The 20146-nt window shown below is 64.7% G+C and carries 20 protein-coding genes; 8 read left to right on the top strand and 12 right to left on the bottom strand.

Features of this window, described 5'->3' with window-relative positions:
* Position 1: 1 nt before the first annotated feature.
* A complete protein-coding gene (locus AC1RRE_RS07715; protein WP_492980536.1) occupies positions 2–667 on the top strand; it encodes a dienelactone hydrolase family protein in 666 nt (221 codons plus the stop codon).
* A gap of 6 nt (positions 668–673) precedes the next feature.
* On the opposite strand, the gene AC1RRE_RS07710 is transcribed toward AC1RRE_RS07715, so the two are convergent.
* The 6 genes from AC1RRE_RS07710 to petA form a co-directional block, all read right to left on the bottom strand.
* Complete coding sequence (locus AC1RRE_RS07710) at positions 674–1528, bottom strand: VOC family protein (RefSeq protein ID WP_492980535.1); 855 nt, start codon at positions 1526–1528, stop codon at positions 674–676.
* Positions 1529–1545: 17 nt separating this feature from the next.
* Complete coding sequence (locus tag AC1RRE_RS07705; RefSeq protein ID WP_492980534.1) at positions 1546–2076, bottom strand: adenine phosphoribosyltransferase; 531 nt, start codon at positions 2074–2076, stop codon at positions 1546–1548.
* A gap of 14 nt (positions 2077–2090) precedes the next feature.
* On the bottom strand, positions 2091–2918 hold the full coding sequence (locus AC1RRE_RS07700) for an S-methyl-5'-thioadenosine phosphorylase (RefSeq protein ID WP_492981337.1): 828 nt from the start codon (positions 2916–2918) through the stop codon (positions 2091–2093).
* Between the two features lie 378 nt (positions 2919–3296).
* Positions 3297–4064: a cytochrome c1 gene (locus AC1RRE_RS07695; RefSeq protein ID WP_492980533.1), complete on the bottom strand. Its 768-nt coding sequence runs from the start codon at positions 4062–4064 to the stop codon at positions 3297–3299.
* Between the two features lie 14 nt (positions 4065–4078).
* Positions 4079–5323 (bottom strand): cytochrome b, encoded by a 1245-nt coding sequence (locus tag AC1RRE_RS07690; protein ID WP_492980532.1) that lies wholly within the window; start codon positions 5321–5323, stop codon positions 4079–4081.
* A 12-nt stretch (positions 5324–5335) separates the two neighbouring features.
* A complete protein-coding gene (gene petA / locus AC1RRE_RS07685; protein ID WP_492980531.1) occupies positions 5336–5839 on the bottom strand; it encodes a ubiquinol-cytochrome c reductase iron-sulfur subunit in 504 nt (167 codons plus the stop codon).
* Positions 5840–6069: 230 nt separating this feature from the next.
* On the opposite strand from petA, the gene AC1RRE_RS07680 reads away from it, so the two are divergent.
* Both AC1RRE_RS07680 and hemF read left to right on the top strand, forming a co-directional pair.
* Positions 6070–6549, top strand: coding sequence for a tRNA (cytidine(34)-2'-O)-methyltransferase (locus tag AC1RRE_RS07680; protein WP_492980530.1), 480 nt, complete (start codon positions 6070–6072; stop codon positions 6547–6549).
* Between the two features lie 20 nt (positions 6550–6569).
* A complete protein-coding gene (gene hemF / locus AC1RRE_RS07675) occupies positions 6570–7439 on the top strand; it encodes an oxygen-dependent coproporphyrinogen oxidase (RefSeq protein ID WP_492980529.1) in 870 nt (289 codons plus the stop codon).
* Between the two features lie 565 nt (positions 7440–8004).
* Here the strand turns inward: hemF and AC1RRE_RS07670 are convergent.
* The 4 genes from AC1RRE_RS07670 to AC1RRE_RS07655 are packed head-to-tail and all read right to left on the bottom strand — an operon-like array spanning position 8005 to position 10805.
* Positions 8005–9282: a CCA tRNA nucleotidyltransferase gene (locus AC1RRE_RS07670; protein WP_492980528.1), complete on the bottom strand. Its 1278-nt coding sequence runs from the start codon at positions 9280–9282 to the stop codon at positions 8005–8007.
* A 7-nt stretch (positions 9283–9289) separates the two neighbouring features.
* On the bottom strand, positions 9290–9544 hold the full coding sequence (locus AC1RRE_RS07665; RefSeq protein WP_492980527.1) for a DUF6111 family protein: 255 nt from the start codon (positions 9542–9544) through the stop codon (positions 9290–9292).
* Positions 9541–10224, bottom strand: coding sequence for a CoA pyrophosphatase (locus tag AC1RRE_RS07660; protein WP_492980526.1), 684 nt, complete (start codon positions 10222–10224; stop codon positions 9541–9543). The genes AC1RRE_RS07665 and AC1RRE_RS07660 overlap by 4 nt, the downstream gene beginning before the upstream one ends.
* Complete coding sequence (locus tag AC1RRE_RS07655) at positions 10221–10805, bottom strand: DUF1285 domain-containing protein (RefSeq protein ID WP_492980525.1); 585 nt, start codon at positions 10803–10805, stop codon at positions 10221–10223. Before AC1RRE_RS07655 ends, AC1RRE_RS07660 begins: the two co-directional genes overlap by 4 nt.
* A 47-nt stretch (positions 10806–10852) precedes the next feature.
* On the opposite strand from AC1RRE_RS07655, the gene AC1RRE_RS07650 reads away from it, so the two are divergent.
* From AC1RRE_RS07650 to AC1RRE_RS07635, 4 genes are read left to right on the top strand one after another with little or no spacing between them, the layout of a single operon-like run.
* Positions 10853–11851 (top strand): AAA family ATPase, encoded by a 999-nt coding sequence (locus tag AC1RRE_RS07650; RefSeq protein ID WP_492980524.1) that lies wholly within the window; start codon positions 10853–10855, stop codon positions 11849–11851.
* Positions 11848–12771, top strand: coding sequence for a DUF58 domain-containing protein (locus AC1RRE_RS07645; protein ID WP_492980523.1), 924 nt, complete (start codon positions 11848–11850; stop codon positions 12769–12771). The genes AC1RRE_RS07650 and AC1RRE_RS07645 overlap by 4 nt, the downstream gene beginning before the upstream one ends.
* A gap of 3 nt (positions 12772–12774) precedes the next feature.
* Complete coding sequence (locus AC1RRE_RS07640; RefSeq protein ID WP_492980522.1) at positions 12775–15546, top strand: DUF4159 domain-containing protein; 2772 nt, start codon at positions 12775–12777, stop codon at positions 15544–15546.
* Positions 15547–15555: 9 nt separating this feature from the next.
* Positions 15556–17658, top strand: a complete 2103-nt coding sequence (locus AC1RRE_RS07635) for a hypothetical protein (RefSeq protein ID WP_492980521.1) — start codon at positions 15556–15558, stop codon at positions 17656–17658.
* A gap of 6 nt (positions 17659–17664) precedes the next feature.
* Here AC1RRE_RS07635 and AC1RRE_RS07630 read toward each other — a convergent pair whose 3' ends face one another.
* Positions 17665–18180 carry a GNAT family N-acetyltransferase gene (locus tag AC1RRE_RS07630; protein ID WP_492980520.1) on the bottom strand — a complete coding sequence of 172 codons (516 nt, stop codon included), beginning with the start codon at positions 18178–18180 and terminating at the stop codon, positions 17665–17667.
* 283 nt (positions 18181–18463) lie between these two features.
* Positions 18464–19411, bottom strand: coding sequence for a LysR family transcriptional regulator (locus AC1RRE_RS07625; protein ID WP_492980519.1), 948 nt, complete (start codon positions 19409–19411; stop codon positions 18464–18466).
* A 129-nt stretch (positions 19412–19540) separates the two neighbouring features.
* Here AC1RRE_RS07625 and wrbA point away from each other — a divergent pair, with 129 nt between their 5' ends.
* Entirely contained in the window at positions 19541–20140 is a 600-nt protein-coding gene (gene wrbA / locus AC1RRE_RS07620) for an NAD(P)H:quinone oxidoreductase (RefSeq protein WP_492980518.1), read from the top strand.
* Positions 20141–20146 lie beyond the last annotated feature (6 nt).

Here is a 20146-nt window from a genome sequence, read left to right as displayed (position 1 = left end):
CATGGGTACGATGACCAGCCTGACTGCTGCCGACGGCCACCGCTTGGGGGCCTATATCGCCGAACCGAAAGGCGCGCCCAAGGGCGGCGTTATCGTGATCCAGGAAATCTTCGGCGTGAACGGCCATATCCGCGCGGTCAGCGACGGCTATGCGGCCGATGGCTATTACGTGGTGGCCCCGGCGCTGTTCGACCGCGTGCAGCCCGGTGTGGAACTGGGCTACAGCGCCGACGACGTGGCCGAGGGCCGCGACATCCGCGGCAAGATGGTCTGGGATACCGTGCTGCAGGATGTGACGGCAGCTTTCTCTGTCGCCGCCAAGGCCGGCCGCGTCGGCTGCACCGGCTACTGCTATGGCGGCGGCGTCACCTGGAAGATGGCGCATGCCCTGCCCGGCCTTGCGGCATCGGTCGGTTATTACGGCGGCCCCTGGGGCGAGCTGAAGGACGAAGCGCCGAAGGCGCCGGCCCTACTGCATTTCGGCGCACTGGACAAGATGATCCCGACCAGCCTGGCCGAGGAGATGAAGGCAAAACACCCCTTCATCACCACGCATATCTACAACGCCGACCACGGCTTCAACTGCGACCAGCGCGCCACCTATGACGCGACGGCCGCCGTGATCGCCCGCCGGCGCACGCTCGCTTTCTTTGAAGCCCTGCTGTAACGCGCGTCAGCCGCGGCTGGAGAATTCCAGGAAACAACCATGCGCGGCCTCGGCCGGTACCAGCACGGTGCCGTCCAGGCTGCGTACATGCGCGATGCCGGCAGCCTTGAAATAGGCCGCCGCAGCCTCAGTGTTGTGCACCCGGAACCGCAGGCCGGCCACATAGGGCGTCGCACGCGGTGTATGCTCCAGATCAGGCAACAGCGTGTCGAGATCGTCAGGCGTGACAAACAGGATCGTCTCGCTGCCAGTCCGGACGGCCAGCATGCGGTCGGTGCGCACGGCGGAACCCGCGCCCACCAGCTTCTCGTAATCCAGTTCCAGTGCGGCCGGGTTGTCGGTCACCACGATGACGCCGCTGATATGCTCGGCCCCATTGGGATGCACCAGCCATTCCGGCTTGCGCAGCATGTCCGGCGTCAGGTGCTGGCACAGGAACAGCGACAGATCGGGCGCAGCTTCGGGCGGCAGATGCACCAGGCTGAACGCCGGCAGCACCGTGCCTTCGGGCAACTCCAGTTCGCGCTTCAGGTCCTGCGGTTCCGACGGCTTGAAGCCCGAGGCTTTCAGCTCAGCCACGGCAGCGGTGGAATTGTCGATGTTGAGCGCCACCTTGTGCACGCCCTCACCCTTGGCCTGCAGCGCCTCTTCCATGCCGGCCGTGAAACCGCCCGGCACCGCGATGCCCAGCAGTTCATGGTAGTTGGTCGGAAACATGATGCAGTAGTTGCCAGTGGCCCAGCCGATATGCCGGCCACGCGGCGTGATCGCGAAGCCCAGCTTCGCGAACGTGCGGCGCGCGGCCTCAAGGTCGGTGACGGCCTGAACAGTATGATCGATACCGGTAATGCGATGCGCCACTTTAGTCTTCCTTTGGCCTAGTGGCCCTCGAACTCGCAGAGCGACAGGACCTGCACGCCCAGCACCTCCAGTTTCTTGCGGCCGCCCAGTTCAGGCAGATCGATGATGAACGAGCAGCCCACCACATTGCCGCCATGGGCACGGATCAGCTTGATCGCCGCTTCAGCCGTGCCGCCAGTGGCGATCAGGTCGTCGACGATCAGGATATTCTCGCCCGACTGGATGGCGTCGATGTGGACTTCCATCGAATCCGTGCCGTATTCCAGCTGGTATTCCTGCGCCTTGGTCTTCCACGGCAGCTTGCCGCGCTTGCGCACCGGCACGAAACCGACCGAGAGCTGATGCGCAATGGCGCCGCCCAGAATGAAGCCGCGCGCCTCGATACCTACCACCTTGTCGATGCGGGTGCCGGCCAGCGGCTGCACCATCTCATCCACAGTCTTGCGGAAGCCACGGGCATCCTGCAGCAGTGTGGTGATGTCGCGGAACATGATGCCCGGTTTGGGATAATCCGGGATGGCGCGAATCTTTTCCTTGATGCCCTGCATATCGGGTCCTCTGTTCAAGCCTTCAGTATGCGGCCAGCTACCGCATCGAGTTTCTTCAAAACCTTGGGATCCCGCTTTTCCGGCGCCGTGATCAGTGCCGTATCCAGCACGCGATCGCAGCCCTGCGGGCAATGGCCAGGACGATGCCGCAGATGCGGCATGGCTTTAGCCACGAGATTCTGGCCCTTCTCGGCATTGTCGAGCAATACGCGAATGACGGAGGCGACATCCACATGATCGTGGTCGGGATGCCAGCAGTCATAGTCGGTGACCATGGCGACCGAGGCGTAGCAGAGCTCGGCCTCGCGGGCGAGCTTGGCTTCCGGCGCGTTGGTCATGCCAATCACGTCGCAGCCCCAGCTCTTGTACAGGAAGCTTTCGGCCTGCGTGGAGAATTGCGGGCCCTCCATGCAGAGGTACGTGCCGCCGCGCTGCACGGCGATGCCGGCGTCCTTGGCCGCCGCTTCCAGCCCATCGCCCAGCCGCGAACAGACCGGATGCGCGGCCGAGACATGAGCGACCATGCCGGTGCTGAAAAAGCTCTTCTGTCGCATGAAGGTGCGGTCGATGAACTGGTCGACCATGACGAAGGTACCCGGCGGCAGATGCTCCTTGAACGAGCCGCAGGCTGAAACCGAGATCACGTCATGGCAGCCGACGCGCTTCAGCGCATCGATATTGGCGCGGTAGTTCACTTCCGACGGCGAATGCACATGGCCACGGCCGTGGCGCGGCAGGAACACCAGTTCAGCGCCATCCAGTTCGCCAAACAGCAGTTCGTCGGACGGATCGCCCCAGGGCGTCGCCACCTTGCGCCATTTGGTATTCTTGAGCCCGGCCATGCCATAGATGCCACTGCCGCCCAGCACGCCGATACGGACCGGCGCGCCAATCTTCGCCACATAGGGCTTCTGGACGCCGCCAGCTTTTTTGGCGCCGCGCACAGAGCGCGCAGCAGCCTTGGCCACGGCCACCGCCGAGGTCGTCACCTTTGCAGTCCGGGCCTTGGCTTTCGGCTTGGCCTTAGCCTTTGCAGGTCGGGCCTTCGCCGGTTTCCGGGCAGCCGTCTTTTTCGCTTTTGCCATGAGGGAAACTCCGTCGAACTCGCTTGGCGGACTCGCCTAGAATACCGCGCGCGACTTAAGCAAACCGCCCCCTGCGGCGCAACAAAAAAGGCCGCCGTTTCCGGCGGCCTTTTGTATCGCTGCAATCGCAGCAGATCAGTGCAGCTTGGCCCAGATGCGCTTCTTGGCCGCAAAGAACAGGCCGCTCAGCACCACCAGGAAGATGATCACCTTGAAGCCCATGCGCTTGCGGTCTTCCAGCTTGGGCTCGGCGGCCCACATCAGGAAGGCGGATACGTCATGCGCCATCTGCTCGACATTGGCCTTGGTGCCATCGGCATAGGTCACCTGGTCGTCGTTCAGCGGCTTGGGCATCGCGATCTGATGACCCGCGAAGTACTCGTTGTAGTTCAGGCCCTCGCCCAGCGCGAAGCCGGCCGGAGCGTCCTTGTAGCCGGTCAGAATGGCGCGGATGTAATCCGGGCCATGCACACGGGCCTTGGCGATCAGCGACAGGTCGAGCGGATAAGCGCCGCCGTTGGACGCACGCGCCGCCTTCTCGTTCGGGAAGGGCGACGGGAACTTGTCGGAAGCCAGAGCCGGACGCTTGAACATCTCGCCCTGGTCGTTCGGACCGTCAGTCACCTCGAAGGTGGCTGCCAGAGCCTTCACTTCCGCATCGGTGAACCCGATGTCCTTTAGATTGCGGAACGCCACATACTTCATGGCATGGCAGGCGGCGCAGACTTCCTTGTAGACCTGATAGCCACGCTGCAGTTCAGCGCGGTCAAAGGTGCCGAAGGGGCCGTTGAAGCTCCACTTCTGCGCCGGCGGCACCACGTCGGTGCCGGCAGCCAGGGCGGCCGGAGCGGCCAGACCGAGGGTCAGGGCCGCGAGGATCGCACGCATCGTCATCGTCTTCATGGTTCGATCCCCCTTCACGCTTTGCTGCCGGCGGCGCCGTCCTTAAGGACGGCCTCGCTGATGGAAGCGGGCAGCTTCAGCGGCTTCTCGAACCAGCCGACCAGCGGCATCAGAACAAGGAAGTGCGCGAAGTAATAGATGGTGCAGACGCGGCCGATCACCAGCGCCAGACCTTCCGGCGGCAGGCCGCCGGCATAGGTCAGGCCGACGCAGGCAATCACGAAGACCCAGAACAGCTGCTTGTAGATCGGACGGAACTTGGCCGACCGCACCTTGCTGGTGTCCAGCCAGGGCAGCAGGAACAGGATCAGGATCGCGCCGAACATCAGCAGCACGCCACCCAGCTTGTCGGGCACCGAACGCAGGATCGCGTAGAACGGCAGGAAGTACCATTCCGGCACGATATGCTCCGGGGTCACCAGCGGGTTCGCCGGAATGTAGTTGTCCGGATGGCCGAGGAAATTCGGAGCATAGAACAGGAAGAAGCTGAAGAAGATCAGGAACACGCCGACGCCGAACGCATCCTTGATCGTGTAGTAGGGATGGAACGGGATGCGGTCCTGCGGGCCCTTGGTGTCGATCCCCAGCGGGTTGTTCGAGCCATGCTGGTGCAGGGCCAGAATGTGCAAGATCACGATGCCGACGATCACGAACGGCAGCAGATAGTGCAGCGAGAAGAACCGATTCAGCGTCGGGTTGTCGACGGCGAAGCCGCCCCACAGCCAGGTGACGATCGGTTCGCCCACCAGCGGGATGGCCGAGAACAGGTTGGTGATCACGGTGGCGCCCCAGAAGCTCATCTGGCCCCAGGGAAGCACGTAGCCCATGAAAGCGGTCGCCATCATCAGCAGGAAGATGGCCAGGCCGAGGAACCACAGAATCTCGCGCGGCGCCTTGTAGGAGCCGTAGAAGAGGCCGCGGAAGATATGGATGTAGACCACGATGAAGAACATCGAGGCGCCGTTGGCGTGCATGTAGCGCAGCAGCCAGCCGTAATTCACGTCGCGCATGATGTGCTCGACCGAATCAAAGGCCATGGAGGTGTGCGGCGTGTAATGCATGACCAGGACGATGCCGGTCAGGATCTGGATCACCAGGCAGAGACCGGCGAGCGAACCGAAATTCCACCAGTAGCTCAGATTCTTGGGCGTCGGATACTGGGTGCCGACCATATGGTCGAGCGTGGAGAAAACCGGCAAGCGGTATTCGATCCACTTGACGAGCGGGTTGGCGAAGAAGCCGGAATTGTTGTCAGCCATCGGTTGGGGTCCTTAGCCGATGCGGATGCGGGTATCGTTGACGAAGGCGTATTCCGGAATCGGAAGATTCGCCGGCGCGGGGCCTTTGCGGATGCGGCCCGAGGTATCGTAGTGCGAACCGTGGCATGGGCAGAACCAGCCACCGAAATCGCCCTTCTGGCCCAGCGGCACGCAGCCCAGATGGGTGCAGACGCCCATCATGACCAGCCACTCGGGCTTCTTCACGCGGTCGGCATCCTTGGCCGGATCCGGCAGCGCCTCGGTATCGTCCTTCTTCGCCTGGGCGATCTCGGCAGCAGTCCGGTGACGCACGAAGACCGGCTTGCCGCGCCACAGGATGGTGACGCTCTGGCCGGCGGCGATCTGGCTGAGATCGACTTCGGTGCTGGACAGCGCCAGCACGTCGGCCGACGGATTCATCTGATGCACGAACGGCCATACGGCAGCTGCCGCACCCACCGCGCCAAATGCCCCTGCAGCGATGACAATAAAGTCCCGCCGGGTCGGCTCGGTCATCCCGGCCGTCTGGGTCCCTGTCCCTGCCATAGATCCCTCGAAGATAATAAGACTTGGAAACGTGACGCGATATTTCTCACTATATGTTGGCGAAGTCCAGCACTTAGCCGGACGCATGCGACAGGTTGCCGCAGGGGTCTTGAGGTTGGAATCCCCCCGGCAAACCGCGAAAAAAATGGCACACCTTCGCCCCGTCCGAAGCCCCGATTCAGAACCCTGTTTGGAAGGCCATGCGGCTCGCCCTTTTTGAACCTGACCTGCCGCCCAATCTGGGCACGATTCTGCGTCTCGGCGCCTGCCTGGAAATACCGGTGCATGTGATCGAGCCCTGCGGCTTCCCCTTCTCCGTCCAGACGGTGCGCCGCAGCGCGCTCGATTACCTGGAGCATGCCGAAATCCACCGGCATGAGAGCTGGGAGCGGTTCCTGGCCGAGAAACCGCCCGGCCGCCTGCTGCTGATGACCACCAAGGCAGCGGTGCCCTATACGGAGTTCCGGTTCGCGCCGGACGACATTCTCCTAATGGGACGCGAAACCAAAGGTGCCCCTGAGTATGTGCATGACGCCGCCGATGCCCGGCTGGTGATCCCGATCCGCGCCGGGTTGCGCTCGATCAATGTCGCCACGGCAGCGGCCATGGTACTGGGCGAGGCCCTGCGGCAATGCGACGCCTTTCCGCAGCGCGGTCCCGCCGCGCATGCTGGGCCCTGATCTGAGGAAAGAGAGTAAGTATGACCGATACTCTGCATGCCGATCCGGCGATCGCCGACCGCCAGCGCCGCGCCAGCAGCTGGTTCGAGGAGCTGCGCAACCAGATCTGCGCTGCCTTTGAAAAACTGGAAAACGACCTGACCGGTCCGCTCAGCGACCGGCCCGCCGGCCGCTTCGAACGCAAGGCCTGGGATCGCCCCGGCGGCGGCGGCGGCGTGATGAGCGTGATGCACGGCCGCGTCTTCGAGAAGGTCGGTGTGAACATCTCGACCGTGCATGGCGAGTTCAGCGAGGAGTTCCGCAAGCAGATCCCCGGTGCCGCTGGTGACGGGCGTTTCTGGGCCTCGGGCATCTCGCTGGTGGCGCATATGCAGTCGCCGAAAGTGCCCGCCGTGCACATGAACACCCGCTTTCTGGTGACCAGTAAGGCCTGGTTCGGCGGCGGCGCCGATCTGACGCCGATGGTGCCCAATGAGTCTGACACCACCGACTTCCATGCGGCCCTGAAGGGTGCCTGCGACCGCTTCGACCCGGGCTACTACCCCCGGTTCAAGCAATGGTGTGACGAGTATTTCTTCCTGCCGCATCGGAATGAGCCGCGCGGCGTCGGCGGAATCTTCTTCGACCAGCTCGACAGCGGCGATTGGGAGCGTGATTTCGGATTCACGAAAACGGTCGGCGAATCGTTCCTCGAATCATACCCAAAAATCGTCCGCAAAAACCTGAATCAGGCATGGTCGGAGGCCGAAAGAGAGCATCAGCTGGTCCGTCGCGGGCGCTATGTGGAGTTCAATTTGCTCCATGATCGCGGCACCACTTTCGGTCTGAAAACCGGTGGCAACACAGAAGCGATCCTGATGTCGATGCCACCGATGGTGAAATGGCCTTGATTAAAAAGACCAGATTCCACGCGGGTTTTCTACAGCTCGTAATTCTTGCAAGTTGTCGCGTGCGTTTTACTTGAGCAATGCTTTTTCGTTCACGCGACGCGTCGACGAGTGCTGTAATCGGGACGCGCGTTTAACCAATTTTTAAGCGCGCGCAAGATTTAGTGGTTAAGACTGGAGCGTTGTGCTACAGATATACGTGTTCGGGAAACATTTCCCGAAAACTTCGTTGCGGTGAAAACCGCACTCTAATCCATGGAGGAGAAACTCATGGCTGCGAAGAAAAAGGCTGCTAAGAAGAAGGCGGCGAAGAAGGTTGTGAAGGCTAAGAAGGCCCCGAAGGCCAAGAAGAAGGCGACCAAGAAGAAGGCCGCCAAGAAGAAGTAAAGTTTAGTTTCTGAGTTTGTGGCCTCGAGCTCCACATCGACGTCCGGGTTTACGGCGCCGACGTGGAGCTCGAGTTCTTTTAGGGGCTTTGCGGCCATTACTGTAAAGCCGCAACGACTTTAGTCCCATTCGCCAGAAATCTGGCAAACCTCATAAAAATCAATCTGTTAGATAAAAGCCCTTATTGCTGGGCCATGGTCTGCACGCGTTGCTGCAGGCGCAGCAGGCAGGCTTCGCGGTCGGGCTGGAATTGCTCGTCTGCCCACCACTCTTCCAGTTCGTTCAGCAACGCGCTGACTGTCGGTCCGGGGGTGAACCCGACCGCCAGGACATCGGCGCCACGCAATGGAAAGACCGGCCGACGCCATGTTGTCGTAGCGATGGCTCGCTGCACTGCAAAATCATCGGACAGCAATCCGGCACTGCCGGCCAGCAGCACATGATCGCGGCATCGCTCGGCCCCGAAGCGGTACAGCCCCCGTCCCCAGTCTGATTCGTCGACGATCGCCGGATCGAAAGCCGTCCTATCAATGGAGAGAGGCGTCATCAGGGCCGTCAGTCGCAGACGCTGGGCATTCGAAAGCTTCAGCCGTTCAGCAATGCGTTCAGCCAGGGCCGCATCCCGGCCCTGGAACAGGATGGCCAGCCGCGGCCAGACCTCGGGCTGCAGATCGCTGCCCGCTGCCACGGCGTCCTGCAGCTCGACCAGCCGGCGGAATACATGGCCATCGAAGCGGACACCAGGCAGCAGGGCCGGCAGCACGCCGCTCTCCTGCATCAGGCCGAGTGCCGCGGGCGCATTGGGCAGCGCCAAAATCTTCAGCAGCTCGTCGCGCACCCGCTCGCCCGACAGCCGCTCCAGCTGATTGGCCGCAGCCGCGCAGGCCGCCAGCGCAGCCGCATCCGGCGCACCTTTGGCAAAGCGGGCATGGAACCGGAAGAATCGCAGGATCCGCAGATAATCCTCGGCCACGCGGGCATTCGCGTCACCGATGAACCGCACGATGCCGGCAGCCAGGTCGGCGCGGCCGCCGGTGAAGTCATGCAGGGTGCCGTCCGCGTCGGCATAGAGCGCATTGATGGTGAAGTCGCGCCGCCCGGCATCCTCGGCCCAGTCCGTGCCGAACAGCACCGTGGCATGGCGACCATCAGTTTCGATGTCGCGCCGCAGGGTCGTCACCTGGAAGGTCGCCGGCGGCACCACGGCGGTCACGGTGCCGTGAGCGATACCGGTCGGCACGGCCTTCAGCTTCGCCTTCTCCAGCCGCTTGATCACCGTCTCGGGTGTTTCGGTGGTGGCCATATCGACGTCGTCGGGCTGCAGGCCCAGGATGGCGTCGCGCACGCAGCCGCCGACAAAGCGCACCGTGGCGCCCCCGGCCGACAGCGCCTTCAACGCCGCCTGCGTCGGCGGCGCCGTCATCCAGCCGGGCGGCGTTATGCGCTCTGGCAGGGTCATGACCTGACTACTGTCCGATCCGGCCGGGCACGACCTGGCCATTCTCGAATCGTGCCGGCGCGTAGGGACCGAGGTCTTCCTCGAAGAAAGCACCCCAGACCACGAAGCTCAGGATCATCAGCAGCAGGCCGATTGCGGCGAGCCAGAACCAGGGCGTCGCCTCCGGCCCATCCTTGCCGCTGCGCTTCACATGCCAGATGTACAGGCCGTAGAGCACGAACGGCAGCAGCAGCGGCAGAATATGGACGATGATGCGGCTCACGGCCGGCTCTCCTCTTGGGGCTCGCCATGCAGCAGTTCATGCAGGTTGCGCAGCATGCCCGCCGTGGCACCCCAGATGTAATAGTCGCCATAGGGCATGGCCCACCACTGGCGCTCCATCCCGTTGAATACGCCTTTATGGCGTTGGTGGTTGCGTTGGTCCATCAGGAACGCGAACGGCACCTCGAAGACCTCGGCCACCTCATCCCGAGCCAGATTCAGGTCGAAGCCCGGCTTCACCAGACCGACCACCGGCACCACGACAAAACCGGTGCCGGTCACGTAAGGCTCCAGCGCACCCAGCACGGTGATATGGCTGCGATCCAGTCCGATCTCTTCTTCCGTCTCGCGCAGCGCGGTGGCGATCACATCGGGATCTTCGGCATCGACGCGCCCGCCAGGAAAACTGATCTGGCCGGCATGGTTGGACAGATGCGCGGTGCGCTTGGTCAGGATCACCCGCTCGCCGTCCTCATAGGCCACCACCGGCACCAGCACGGCGGCCGGCATCAGCGGGCCTCGCTTCAGGGGCTCGAAATTCGGATTGAGCTGGAAATCGCCCTTGGGCACGGCCTGGAAGTCGCGCGGAATCGCATCGAAGCCCGGCACCGGCTGCAGCCGCGCGCGCAGATGCTCGATGGCTGGCGTGCTGTCGATCACCAGGGCAGCGGCGGATCTCATGCCGCCTCTCCCAGCACGAAGAACTGGCCTGCACTCGTGACGCCCAGCACGGTGCGGCCATCGACGACGCGCTCTTCCGCCAGTTCCACCAGCTGGTAATAGACGGTGCGTGCGATCAACGCATCCAGCCGGTCGCGAACCAGCACGTAAGGCGAAGGCTCGCCGCTCTGCGGATGGATCGTCACACGTAGTGGATGCTCGGCATCCAGCGGCACGACATCGTCGACATTGGTCCTGAAGCCGATCAGGCGGCTGTCGCCCTCGCCGGCAATCGTCAGTTCCACCGCCAGGAAAGGCGCATCATCGACTCGGATTTGACATTTCTCGGCCGGGGTCACCAGAACGAAACTGTCATCTGGCTCGCGGCGCAGGATGCTGGCAAAAAGCTTGACCATGGCGGGACGCGGAATGGACGTTCCCATATAGTACCAGCTTCCGTCCCGCGCGATCCGCATGTCGATCTGACCGCAAAATGGGGGGTTCCATAGGTGAACTGGCGGTTTTTTACGCAAGCCGTCCTCGCCGCCGAACCGGGCGATCACATCCTGGAGAGTGGGTACCTTGGCTGAGGTGGCGGACATATAAGTCATCTGGGCTTTCGTTTCGCTTCTACTATATACTCATTCCCATGCACAATTTGAGCGATACCGCCGAACATATCGTCCCCGAGATCGAACGGATCGGGGGCCGGCTTGGTACCGCCCGTGACGCCGTCGGCCGGGTCATCTTCGGTCAGGGCGACGTGGTCGAGGAAACCCTCATCACATTGCTGGCCGGCGGCCATGCCCTGCTGGTCGGCGTGCCGGGTCTGGCCAAGACCAAGCTGGTGGAAACGCTGGCCAAGGTGCTGGGCCTCGATGCCCGCCGCGTCCAGTTCACGCCTGATCTCATGCCGGCCGATATCGTCGGCTCGGAAGTGCTGGAAGAAAGCGAAACCGGCCGCCGCTCGTTCCGCTTCATCCCCGGTCCGGTCTTCTGCCAGCTGCTGATGGCCGACGAAATCAACCGCGCCAGCCCGCGCACGCAGTCTGCCTTGCTGCAGGCCATGCAGGAGCGCCAGGTTTCGGTCGCAGGCCAGCGTCATGACCTCCCGGCGCCCTTCCATGTGCTGGCAACCCAGAATCCGCTGGAACAGGAAGGCACTTATCCGCTGCCCGAAGCCCAGCTCGACCGCTTCCTGTTGCAGATCGACGTGCGCTATCCCGACCGCGAGGCCGAGCGCCGCATGCTGTTTGCCACCACCGGCGCTACCGAAGACCCCATCCCCACCGTGCTGAATGCCGGCGAACTGATGGCGGCCCAGCGTCTGGTCCGCCGCATCCCGGTGGGCGAAAGCGTGGTCGAGGCCATTCTGAACCTGGTCCGCAACGGCCGCCCGGAAGAAACCACGCTGCCCGGCCTGCGCGAACAGATCGCCTGGGGCCCCGGCCCGCGCGCCAGCCAGGCGCTGATGCTGGCCGTGCGCGCCCGCGCGCTCCTGCAGGGCCGCCTCGCACCGTCCATTGAAGATGTTCTGGCGCTGGCCGGCCCGATCCTCCGCCACCGCATGGCACTCACCTTCGCCGCCCGCGCCGAAGGCGTCACTGTCACTGACGTCATCAACCGCCTGACCGCTCCCTTGCAATGACAGGGGCGGCAGCGGCCGGGGCAGTAACAGCCAATGCCCGGCGCCAGCGCGCCGAACATTTTGCCGCTTTCCTTCCGCCTCTGCTCGTCGCTGCCGAGCGCGTTGCCGCTACCGTCGAACAGGGCGTGCACGGCCGGCGCCGCGTCGGTCCCGGCGATGCCTTCTGGCAATTCCGCCGCTACAGCCAAGGGGATGCACTCACTCGCATCGACTGGCGCCAGACCGCCAAGCGCCAGCAGGCCTTCATCCGCGAAAACGAATGGGAAGCCGCCGAGAGCGTCTGGCTCTGGCGCGACCCGTCACCCTCCATGCGCTGGAAGTCGCCGCAGGGCCAGGAACAAAAGGACGAACGCGGCGACCTGCTGCTGCTGGCACTGGCCAGCCTGCTGCTGCGCGGCGGTGAGCGCGTGGCCCTGCTCGGATATCCGCAGCGCCCATCCTCGGGCCGCCTGGTGCTGGAGCGCCTCGCGGAACGCCTGATCCGCTCGCGTTTCGAAACCGCCGAAGCCAGCCTGCCGCCGGTACATATGCTGCCGCGCTATGCCCATGTCGTGCTGATCGGCGACTTCCTCTATCCGGTGCCCGAGATCGCCGCGCGCCTGCGTGCGCTGGCCGATATGGGCGTGAAGGGCACGGTAGCCCGTATCGTCGATCCGGCCGAGGAAGACTTCCCCTACAAGGGCCGCACGCGTTTCCTCGGCCTGGAAGGCGAAGACCCGCTGCTGGCGCCGCGCGCCGAGGTGATGGGCGATGAGTGGCGCAGCATGTTCGCCGCCCATCAGGCTGAACTGGCCGAGATCTGCCGCCGGCTCGGCTGGCGCCACCTGAAGCATCGCACCGATCGCCTGCCGCAGACCGCGCTGCTGGCCATGTATCAATCCCTGCAGGGCGAACGCGCCCTGTCGGCAATGGGACGCTGAGCCATGTTTTCGCTCGGCGCACTTGCCTTCGCCACGCCCTGGGCGCTTGCCGCGCTTGCCGCCCTGCCCGTGCTGTGGTGGCTGCTGCGCATCACGCCGCCGCAGCCCAGGCTGGTCACCTTCCCGCCGCTGCGCCTGCTGCAGCTGCTGCGCCCCAAGGAAGAGACGCCGGCCCATACACCGCTCTGGCTGCTGATCCTGCGGCTGCTGATCGCCGCGCTGGTGATCCTGGCGCTGGCCGAACCGATCCTCAACCCGCAGGCTGCCCAGCGCGACGGCAATGCGCTGGTGCTGGTGATCGATGATGGCTGGACCGCCGCGCCGCGCTGGCGCGAGAAGCTGTCGCGCGCCAATGACGTTCTTGAGTCTGCTGAACGCGATGGCCGCCCCGCCCTGCTGATCACGACAGCTGCGCCAGCCAGTGGTGAGCAGATGCAGGCCGGACAGCTGATGCCGGCCGCCGAATTGAAGCCCGTCGTTGCCGGACTGCAGCCCAAGGCCTGGCCGAGCGATCGCGCCGCCCTGGTGCAGGCCCTGCAGCAGGCGCGTCTGCCGGACTCCGCCGATATCGTCTGGCTAGCCGATGGCCTGCGTGACGATGACAACGGCGAAGCCGCCTATACGCTGGCGGAATGGCTGGTGCGGCTCGGCCCCCTGAGCGTCATCATGCCGTCTGCCGGCGACGGTCCGCTGATCCTGCTGCCGCCGGTAACCAACACGCAGGGCGATATGGTGACGCTGCGCCGCCCCCCGGGCGCCAATGAGGAACTTGGCGTGACCTTGCGCGCGGTCACCGATCAGGGCCGCGTGCTGGCCCGCGACACCGTCACATTCGCCAGCCGCTCCGAGACAGCGTCATACAAGCTCGACCTGCCGACCGAGCTGCGCAACCAGCTGGCGCGACTGGAGATCGAGCAACAGCCCAGCGCCGGCAGCGTACACCTGCTGGATGACCGCTGGCGTCGCCGCCCGGTCGGACTGGTTTCCGGTGGTGCGGTGGAAACCCGTCAGCCGCTGCTGGGCGACCTGTTCTATCTGGAACGCGCGCTCACCCCCTATGCCGAACTGCGCACCGCCGCGATCGCCGAACTGCTGCAGCGCGAGCTGGCCGTGGTCGTGCTGGCCGATGTGGCCCAGGTGGTGGCGAGCGAAAGCCGCCAGCTTGACGACTGGATCGACAAGGGCGGCGTGCTGCTGCGCTTCGCCGGGCCGCGCATGGCTGAAACCAACGACAGCCTGTTGCCGGTGAAACTGCGACAGGGTGCGCGCCAGCTCGGCGGCGCGCTGTCCTGGTCGCAGCCGCAGCGTCTGGGCAATACGCCCGAGACCAGCCCCTTCTACGGTCTCTCCGGCGGCAATGAAGTCACCGTGAGCCGCCAGGTGCTGGCCGAACCCGAACCGCAGCTCGGCGACAAGACCTGGCTGCGGCTGGAGGACGGCACGCCGCTGGTCACCGCCACCCAGCGTGCCAAAGGCTGGCTGATCCTGGTTCATACCAGCGCGAATGCGGTGTGGTCTGATCTGGCGCTCAGCGGCTTCTATGTCGACATGCTGCGCAAGGTGATCGACCTGTCGCAGGGCGTCGCCACCACCGGCGAGACCGCCGATGCGCCGCTGCCGCCGCTCAGCGTGCTGGACGGCTTCGGCCGCAGCGTCGAGCCCGGTCCGGCCGTACAGCCGCTGCCGCCACGCAGCATCGCCGGCACCAAGCCCAGCCCACGCCATCCGCCTGGCTGGTATGGCCGCCTCGACAGCCGGCAGGCGCTGAATGCGACCACGGCCGATACCAGACTGCAGCGCATCGACCGCTGGCCGGCTGATGTCACGCTGATCAATCTCGACAGCACCGCACGCGAGACGCACCTGCTGCCCTGGCTGCTGGGCGCGGCCCTGCTGCTGTTCCTCGCCGACTGGCTGATCGGCCTGGGCCTGCGCGGCCTGTTGCCGCGTTTCCAACGCCCGGCTCTCGCCGGTGCGGCACTGCTCGGCCTGCTGCTGGTGTCGGCGCCTTTTGCCGCCGATGCCCAGCCGCGCCGCAGCACGCTGTCCGCCAATGATGAATTTGCACTGAAAGCGTCGCTTGAACTGCGGCTGGCCTATGTCGTCACCGGTCAGGCCGATATCGACCAGATGAGCCGCTCAGGCCTCTATGGCCTGACAGAAGTGCTGTTCCGCCGCACCTCGATCGAGGCGAGCGAACCGCTGGGCGTCAACCTGGAAGCCGACGACATCTCGCTGGTGCCGTTCCTCTACTGGCCGGTGACGCCGCAGCAGCCGCAGCTCTCCGACGCCGCGCTGCGCCGGCTCGACCAGTTCATGAAGACCGGCGGCCTGATCCTGTTCGACACCCGCGACCAGGCGATGGGCCTGAGCGGCACGGCCGCCAGCCCCAACACCGAAAAGCTGCGCCAGCTGCTCGCGCGCCTCGACATCCCGCCGCTGATGCCGGTGCCCGACGATCACGTGCTGACCAAGGCATATTACCTGCTGCAGGATTTCCCCGGCCGCTATTCCGGCGGCACGCTCTGGGTCGAGCGCAATCCCGGCGGCGACAAGGACGGCGTCACCTCCATCGTCATCGGCAGCCACGATTTCGCCGCTGCCTGGGCGATGGATGCCAACGGCCGCCCGCTGGCCGTCACCGTACCCAACCTTCCGCGCCAGCGTGAATATTCATATCGCTTCGGCGTGAACCTGCTGATCTACACACTCACCGGCAACTATAAGGCCGATCAGGTGCATGTGCCGGCACTGCTCGAGCGCCTGGGGAATTAGTCCAGCGGCATGAACAGCACCTTGACCTTTGATTTCTCGCCCCTGCTGCCCTGGCCGCTGCTGCTGGCCTGCATCCTCGCGGCTTTGCTGCTGACCGGCATCGGCCTGTGGCGGCGCGCGCGCGGCACCCTGCTGCGCGCAGCCGTCGCCCTACTGGCCATCGGCACGCTGGCCAATCCGGTGGCGCGCAAGGAAGAACGCAGCACCCTGCCCGATATCGCCGTGGTGGTGGTGGATGAAAGCCCGAGCCAGGGCATCGGCGACCGCCGCAAGCAGACGGAAGACGCCGAAGCCGCGCTGCGCGAGAAACTGGGCGCGATCGAGAATCTGGAAGTGCGCGTGGTGCGCGGCGGCAAGCCAGCCAGCGAGAATGCCGATCGCGACGAAGGCACCAAGCTGTTCTCGGCGCTGACCATGGCGCTCAGCGACCTGCCGCGCCATCGCCTCGCCGGCAGCATCCTGGTTACCGACGGCCAGGTGCATGACCTGCCGGGCGACATGGCGGCGGCGCAGGATGTGACCGGCGCGCCGGTGCATGTGCTGCTGACCGGCCAGCCCAACGAGCGCGACCGCCGCCTGGTGGTGCGCAATGCGCCGACCTTCGGCATGGTCAACCAGGATCTCAATGCCACCCTGCGCGTCGACGATACCGGCGCCGCGCCGAACGAGACGGCGCAACTGCGCTTCCGCCAGCAGGATGCCGGCGAGCAGATGATCACCGTTCCGGTCGGCCGCGATGTCACCGTGCCGTTTAAGCTGCCGCGGGCGGGCCGCAGCCTGCTGGAATTCGAAGTCGCGCCGATCCCGAACGAACTGACGCCGCTGAACAACCGCGCGGCACTATCGGTGAACGGCGTGCGCGACCGCCTGAATGTTCTGCTGGTCACCGGTGAGGTGCATGCCGGCGAGCGCGTCTGGCGCAACCTGCTGAAGGCCGATCCCAACGTCAACCTCGTTCACTTCACGATTCTCAGGCCGCCGGACAAGCAGGACGGCACGCCGATCCGTGAGCTGTCGCTGATCGCCTTCCCGATCCGCGAACTGTTCGAGGTCAAGCTGAACGATTTCGACCTGATCATCTTCGACCGCTACCGGCGGCGCGGCATTCTGCCGACGGCGTATTACGAGAATATCGCCCGCTATGTGGAGCGCGGCGGCGCCTTCCTCGAGGTCTCCGGGCCGGCTTATGCCACGCCGCTGAGCATTTACCGCACGCCGGTGTCAGACATCCTGCCCGGCCGTCCGAACGGCACTGTGCGCACCGAGCCCTTCACACCGCAGCTGAGCGCCACCGGCAAGCGCCATCCGGTGACGGCCGGCCTGCCGGGATCGGTGGGCGAAAACGGCCAGCCGAACTGGAGCCGCTGGTTCCGCGTCGTCAACGTAGATATCACCCGCGGCCACAGCGTGCTGGAGACGCCCAATCGCGAACCGCTGCTGGTGCTCGACCGGGTCGAGAAAGGCCGCGTGGGGCAGTTCTATTCCGATCATATCTGGCTATGGTCGCGCGGCTTTGAAAGCGGCGGCCCGCAGGCCGAGGTTCTGCGCCGCCTGTCGCACTGGCTGATGAAGGAACCCGACCTGGAGGAAGAGGCGTTGCGCGCCGAGGCCAAGGGCGGCCGTCTGGAGATCGAACGCCAGAGCCTGAAGGAAAGCCGCGAGCCGGTCACTATCACCCGCCCCGATGGCTCGGAAGCCAAACTCACCCTGGAAGAACGCGGCAACGGCATCGCCAGCAATATCCTGCCGGTCGATATGCCGGGCATCTACCGCGTGAAAGACGGCGACAAGGAAACAGTTGCCACCGTGGGCGCGATCAACCCGCGTGAATTCGCCGATGCCCGTGCCACGCCGGCGATTCTCAAGCCGCTGACCGATGCCAGCAATGGCAGTGCACACTGGCTGCGCGATGGCGTGCCGGATGTGCGCATGGTCGAGAAGCCGACGCGCATCGCTGCCCGCGAGCAGGCCGGCCGCAACTGGATCGGGCTCTATCGCCAGAACGACTATGTCGTCACCGGGCTGACGCTGACGCCGCTGGCCCTGCCGCTGGCGGTGCTGACCGCGATGCTGCTGGCGCTACTGCTGATGTGGCGGCGCGAAAGCCGCTAGAGACGATTATGCCGCCTTGCGCTTGCGCGGCGGCTTGCCCACCACGCCAGCCACACCCTTCAGCGCACCCGGCGCCAGTTCCATCACCTGGAACCGCTCACGCTCGACCCAGCCCGGCATCTCCAGGCCACGGTCTGCGGCGCCGACAAAGCCGAAAGGTTCGTAATAGGGCTTGTCGCCGACCAGGATGCACAGGCCGTGACCGAGCCGCGCCGCCGTGTAGAGGCTGTGCCGGATCAGCGCCCGGCCGATGCCCTTGCCCTGGTAATCGGGATGCACGGCCACCGGGCCCAGCATGATGGCCGGTGTCGCGGCATCGCCGATGCTGACCGGCCAGTAGCGGATCGAACCCAACACCATGCCATCCTCGTCGCGCACGACGAAGGCCAGCGGCTTCATATGAGACACGCCCTCACGCAGCCGGTAGACGGTCTTGCGCGTGCGCTCGGACCCGAAGGTGAGATCCAGCAGGGCATCGATCTGGGCGGCATCCGTGGGCCGCTCCGGCAGAATGGGGTACATGACTTTGCTTCCAGCAACGAGTTCTGAGACCAGAGGCGGACGGGCGGCCTTAGCCTTGCGTCCGGTTGGCCGGCGCGTGCTCATTGGAAGCGGATTGTCGGGAATTGGTGGCGACTATGACCCAGCTTCAGCGCGCACGAGCGGCCGTAACGCACCGCTTTCGCATTTGCTGCTGCGGTGCGCCAATACGGGCTCGTCGATGTCGCCACTGGCGGGTCATGAGACAGAATCCTGTTGTCGCAAAAGGTCGATAGCATAGCGGTCCGGGGGCGTAAACCCGGTTTCATAGGGATTTCATACGGCAGGCGCGGGCTGTGTCCGCCAGAACACACTCCCAGGGCGGCTCGGGGCCGAACTTTTTGGCAAAGAAGTCGATGAAGGCCCGCACCTTCGGGGTCAGATACCGCTGGGCCGGATAGACGGCATAGATATTCAGCGGCGCAGGCTCATAGGCTTCCAACAGCGGCACCAGCCGGCCGGGCGCCACATCCGGCCCGACGATGAAGCTGGGAAGCCGGGCGATGCCATGACCGGCAAGGGCGGCATCACGCAACGAGTCGCCGTTGTTGGTGGTCAACCGGCCCGACACTTTCACTGCATAGGGCCCGCCCGGCCCCTCATAGCGCCAAGTGTCCGGCTCGGGCAGGTATTTGTAGAGCAGGCATTCATGCTGGCGCAGATCGTCGGGCTTCAGCGGCACACCGGCCTTGCGCAGATAGGATTCGGCGGCGCAGGTGATCGGGCGCACCGGGGCCAGACGCCGCGCCGTCAGCGTGGAATCGGTCAGATTGGCGCCGATGCGGATGGCCACATCCACCTCCTCTTCCAGCAGATCCACCGTGCGGTCGTTGAAGGTGAGGTCGACCTTCAGCTCCGGACAGAGCGCCAGCAGTTCGGGCAGCAACGGCGCGACATAGGCCAGGCCGAAGCTCATCGGCAGGTTCACCCGCAGCAGGCCGCGCGGCAGCGCCTGCAGATTCTGCACGGCGGCATCCACGGCTTCCGCCTCCTGCAGCACGCGCTGGGCATGCTCCAGCACGATGCGGCCGGTCTCGGTCAGCGACAGCTTGCGGGTGGTCCGCTGCAGCAGCTGCGTCCCCAGCCGCTGCTCCAGCCGGGAGACCTGCTTGGAGACGGCGGATTTGGAGAGGCCCAGGGCACTGGCCGCGCCGCTGAAGCTTTCCAGCTCCACGACCCGGGCAAAGACAGCGAGATCAGCCAGATGGTCCATACTGTTTCCTTATGGAAACAATTATATTCCAAATGCAATATTGTTTCAATAAACGAAAGGCATACCTTGGCCGTCAAGACAAACAGCCACCCCCGACCGGACACAGGCCGGATAACAGGAGAGACAATCATGACCAAGGTTCTGGTGCTTTATCATTCGATGTACGGCCATGTTGAAAAGATGGCCGAAGCCGTCGCCGCCGGTGTCCGCGAGGTCCCGGGTACCGACGTGACGATCAAGCGCGTGCCCGAGACCATGCCGGAAGAGGCCTTCAAGAAGGTTGGCGGTAAGTGGGACCAGGCCGCGCCCATCGCCACCCCGGCCGAACTGGCTGACTATGACGCCATCATCTTTGGCACCGGTACGCGCTTCGGCAACATGAGCGGCCAGATGCGCAGCTTCCTCGACCAGACCGGTGGTCTGTGGGTGAAGGGCGCGCTGGTCGGCAAGGTCGGCAGTGTCTTCGTCTCCACTGGCACCGGTGGGGGCAACGAGACCACGGTCAGCAGCTTCCACACCACCCTGCTGCATCATGGCCTGGTGATCGTCGGCCTGCCTTATGCGATCCCGGAAACGATGGACGTCAGCGCGGTGAAGGGCGGCTCGCCGCTCGGCGCCGGCACCATCGCCGGTGCGGATGGCAGCCGCAGCCCGAGCGAGACCGAACTCAAACTCGCCCGTTTCCAGGGCAAGCATGTGGCAGGTATCGCCACGAAACTGAAGGCTTAACTCTAC

Source organism: Ferrovibrio sp. GW821-FHT12D07, assembly GCF_058807275.1.
The sequence above is the reverse complement of the archived record's forward strand: the minus strand, read 5'-3'. Positions and strand labels throughout refer to the sequence as shown.

What these genes read in the sequence shown, in the direction of transcription:
- AC1RRE_RS07715 (WP_492980536.1), top strand. Translation starts at nt 2, where the DNA reads ATGGGTACGATGACCAGCCTGACTGCTGCCGACGGCCACCGCTTGGGG.
- AC1RRE_RS07705 (WP_492980534.1), bottom strand. Translation starts at nt 2,076, where the DNA reads ATGCAGGGCATCAAGGAAAAGATTCGCGCCATCCCGGATTATCCCAAA.
- AC1RRE_RS07700 (WP_492981337.1), bottom strand. Translation starts at nt 2,918, where the DNA reads ATGGCCGGGCTCAAGAATACCAAATGGCGCAAGGTGGCGACGCCCTGG.
- AC1RRE_RS07695 (WP_492980533.1), bottom strand. Translation starts at nt 4,064, where the DNA reads ATGAAGACGATGACGATGCGTGCGATCCTCGCGGCCCTGACCCTCGGT.
- AC1RRE_RS07690 (WP_492980532.1), bottom strand. Translation starts at nt 5,323, where the DNA reads ATGGCTGACAACAATTCCGGCTTCTTCGCCAACCCGCTCGTCAAGTGG.
- petA (WP_492980531.1), bottom strand. Translation starts at nt 5,839, where the DNA reads ATGACCGAGCCGACCCGGCGGGACTTTATTGTCATCGCTGCAGGGGCA.
- AC1RRE_RS07680 (WP_492980530.1), top strand. Translation starts at nt 6,070, where the DNA reads ATGCGGCTCGCCCTTTTTGAACCTGACCTGCCGCCCAATCTGGGCACG.
- hemF (WP_492980529.1), top strand. Translation starts at nt 6,570, where the DNA reads ATGACCGATACTCTGCATGCCGATCCGGCGATCGCCGACCGCCAGCGC.
- AC1RRE_RS07670 (WP_492980528.1), bottom strand. Translation starts at nt 9,282, where the DNA reads ATGACCCTGCCAGAGCGCATAACGCCGCCCGGCTGGATGACGGCGCCG.
- AC1RRE_RS07660 (WP_492980526.1), bottom strand. Translation starts at nt 10,224, where the DNA reads ATGAGATCCGCCGCTGCCCTGGTGATCGACAGCACGCCAGCCATCGAG.
- AC1RRE_RS07655 (WP_492980525.1), bottom strand. Translation starts at nt 10,805, where the DNA reads ATGTCCGCCACCTCAGCCAAGGTACCCACTCTCCAGGATGTGATCGCC.
- AC1RRE_RS07650 (WP_492980524.1), top strand. Translation starts at nt 10,853, where the DNA reads ATGCACAATTTGAGCGATACCGCCGAACATATCGTCCCCGAGATCGAA.
- AC1RRE_RS07645 (WP_492980523.1), top strand. Translation starts at nt 11,848, where the DNA reads ATGACAGGGGCGGCAGCGGCCGGGGCAGTAACAGCCAATGCCCGGCGC.
- AC1RRE_RS07640 (WP_492980522.1), top strand. Translation starts at nt 12,775, where the DNA reads ATGTTTTCGCTCGGCGCACTTGCCTTCGCCACGCCCTGGGCGCTTGCC.
- AC1RRE_RS07635 (WP_492980521.1), top strand. Translation starts at nt 15,556, where the DNA reads ATGAACAGCACCTTGACCTTTGATTTCTCGCCCCTGCTGCCCTGGCCG.
- AC1RRE_RS07630 (WP_492980520.1), bottom strand. Translation starts at nt 18,180, where the DNA reads ATGTACCCCATTCTGCCGGAGCGGCCCACGGATGCCGCCCAGATCGAT.
- AC1RRE_RS07625 (WP_492980519.1), bottom strand. Translation starts at nt 19,411, where the DNA reads ATGGACCATCTGGCTGATCTCGCTGTCTTTGCCCGGGTCGTGGAGCTG.
- wrbA (WP_492980518.1), top strand. Translation starts at nt 19,541, where the DNA reads ATGACCAAGGTTCTGGTGCTTTATCATTCGATGTACGGCCATGTTGAA.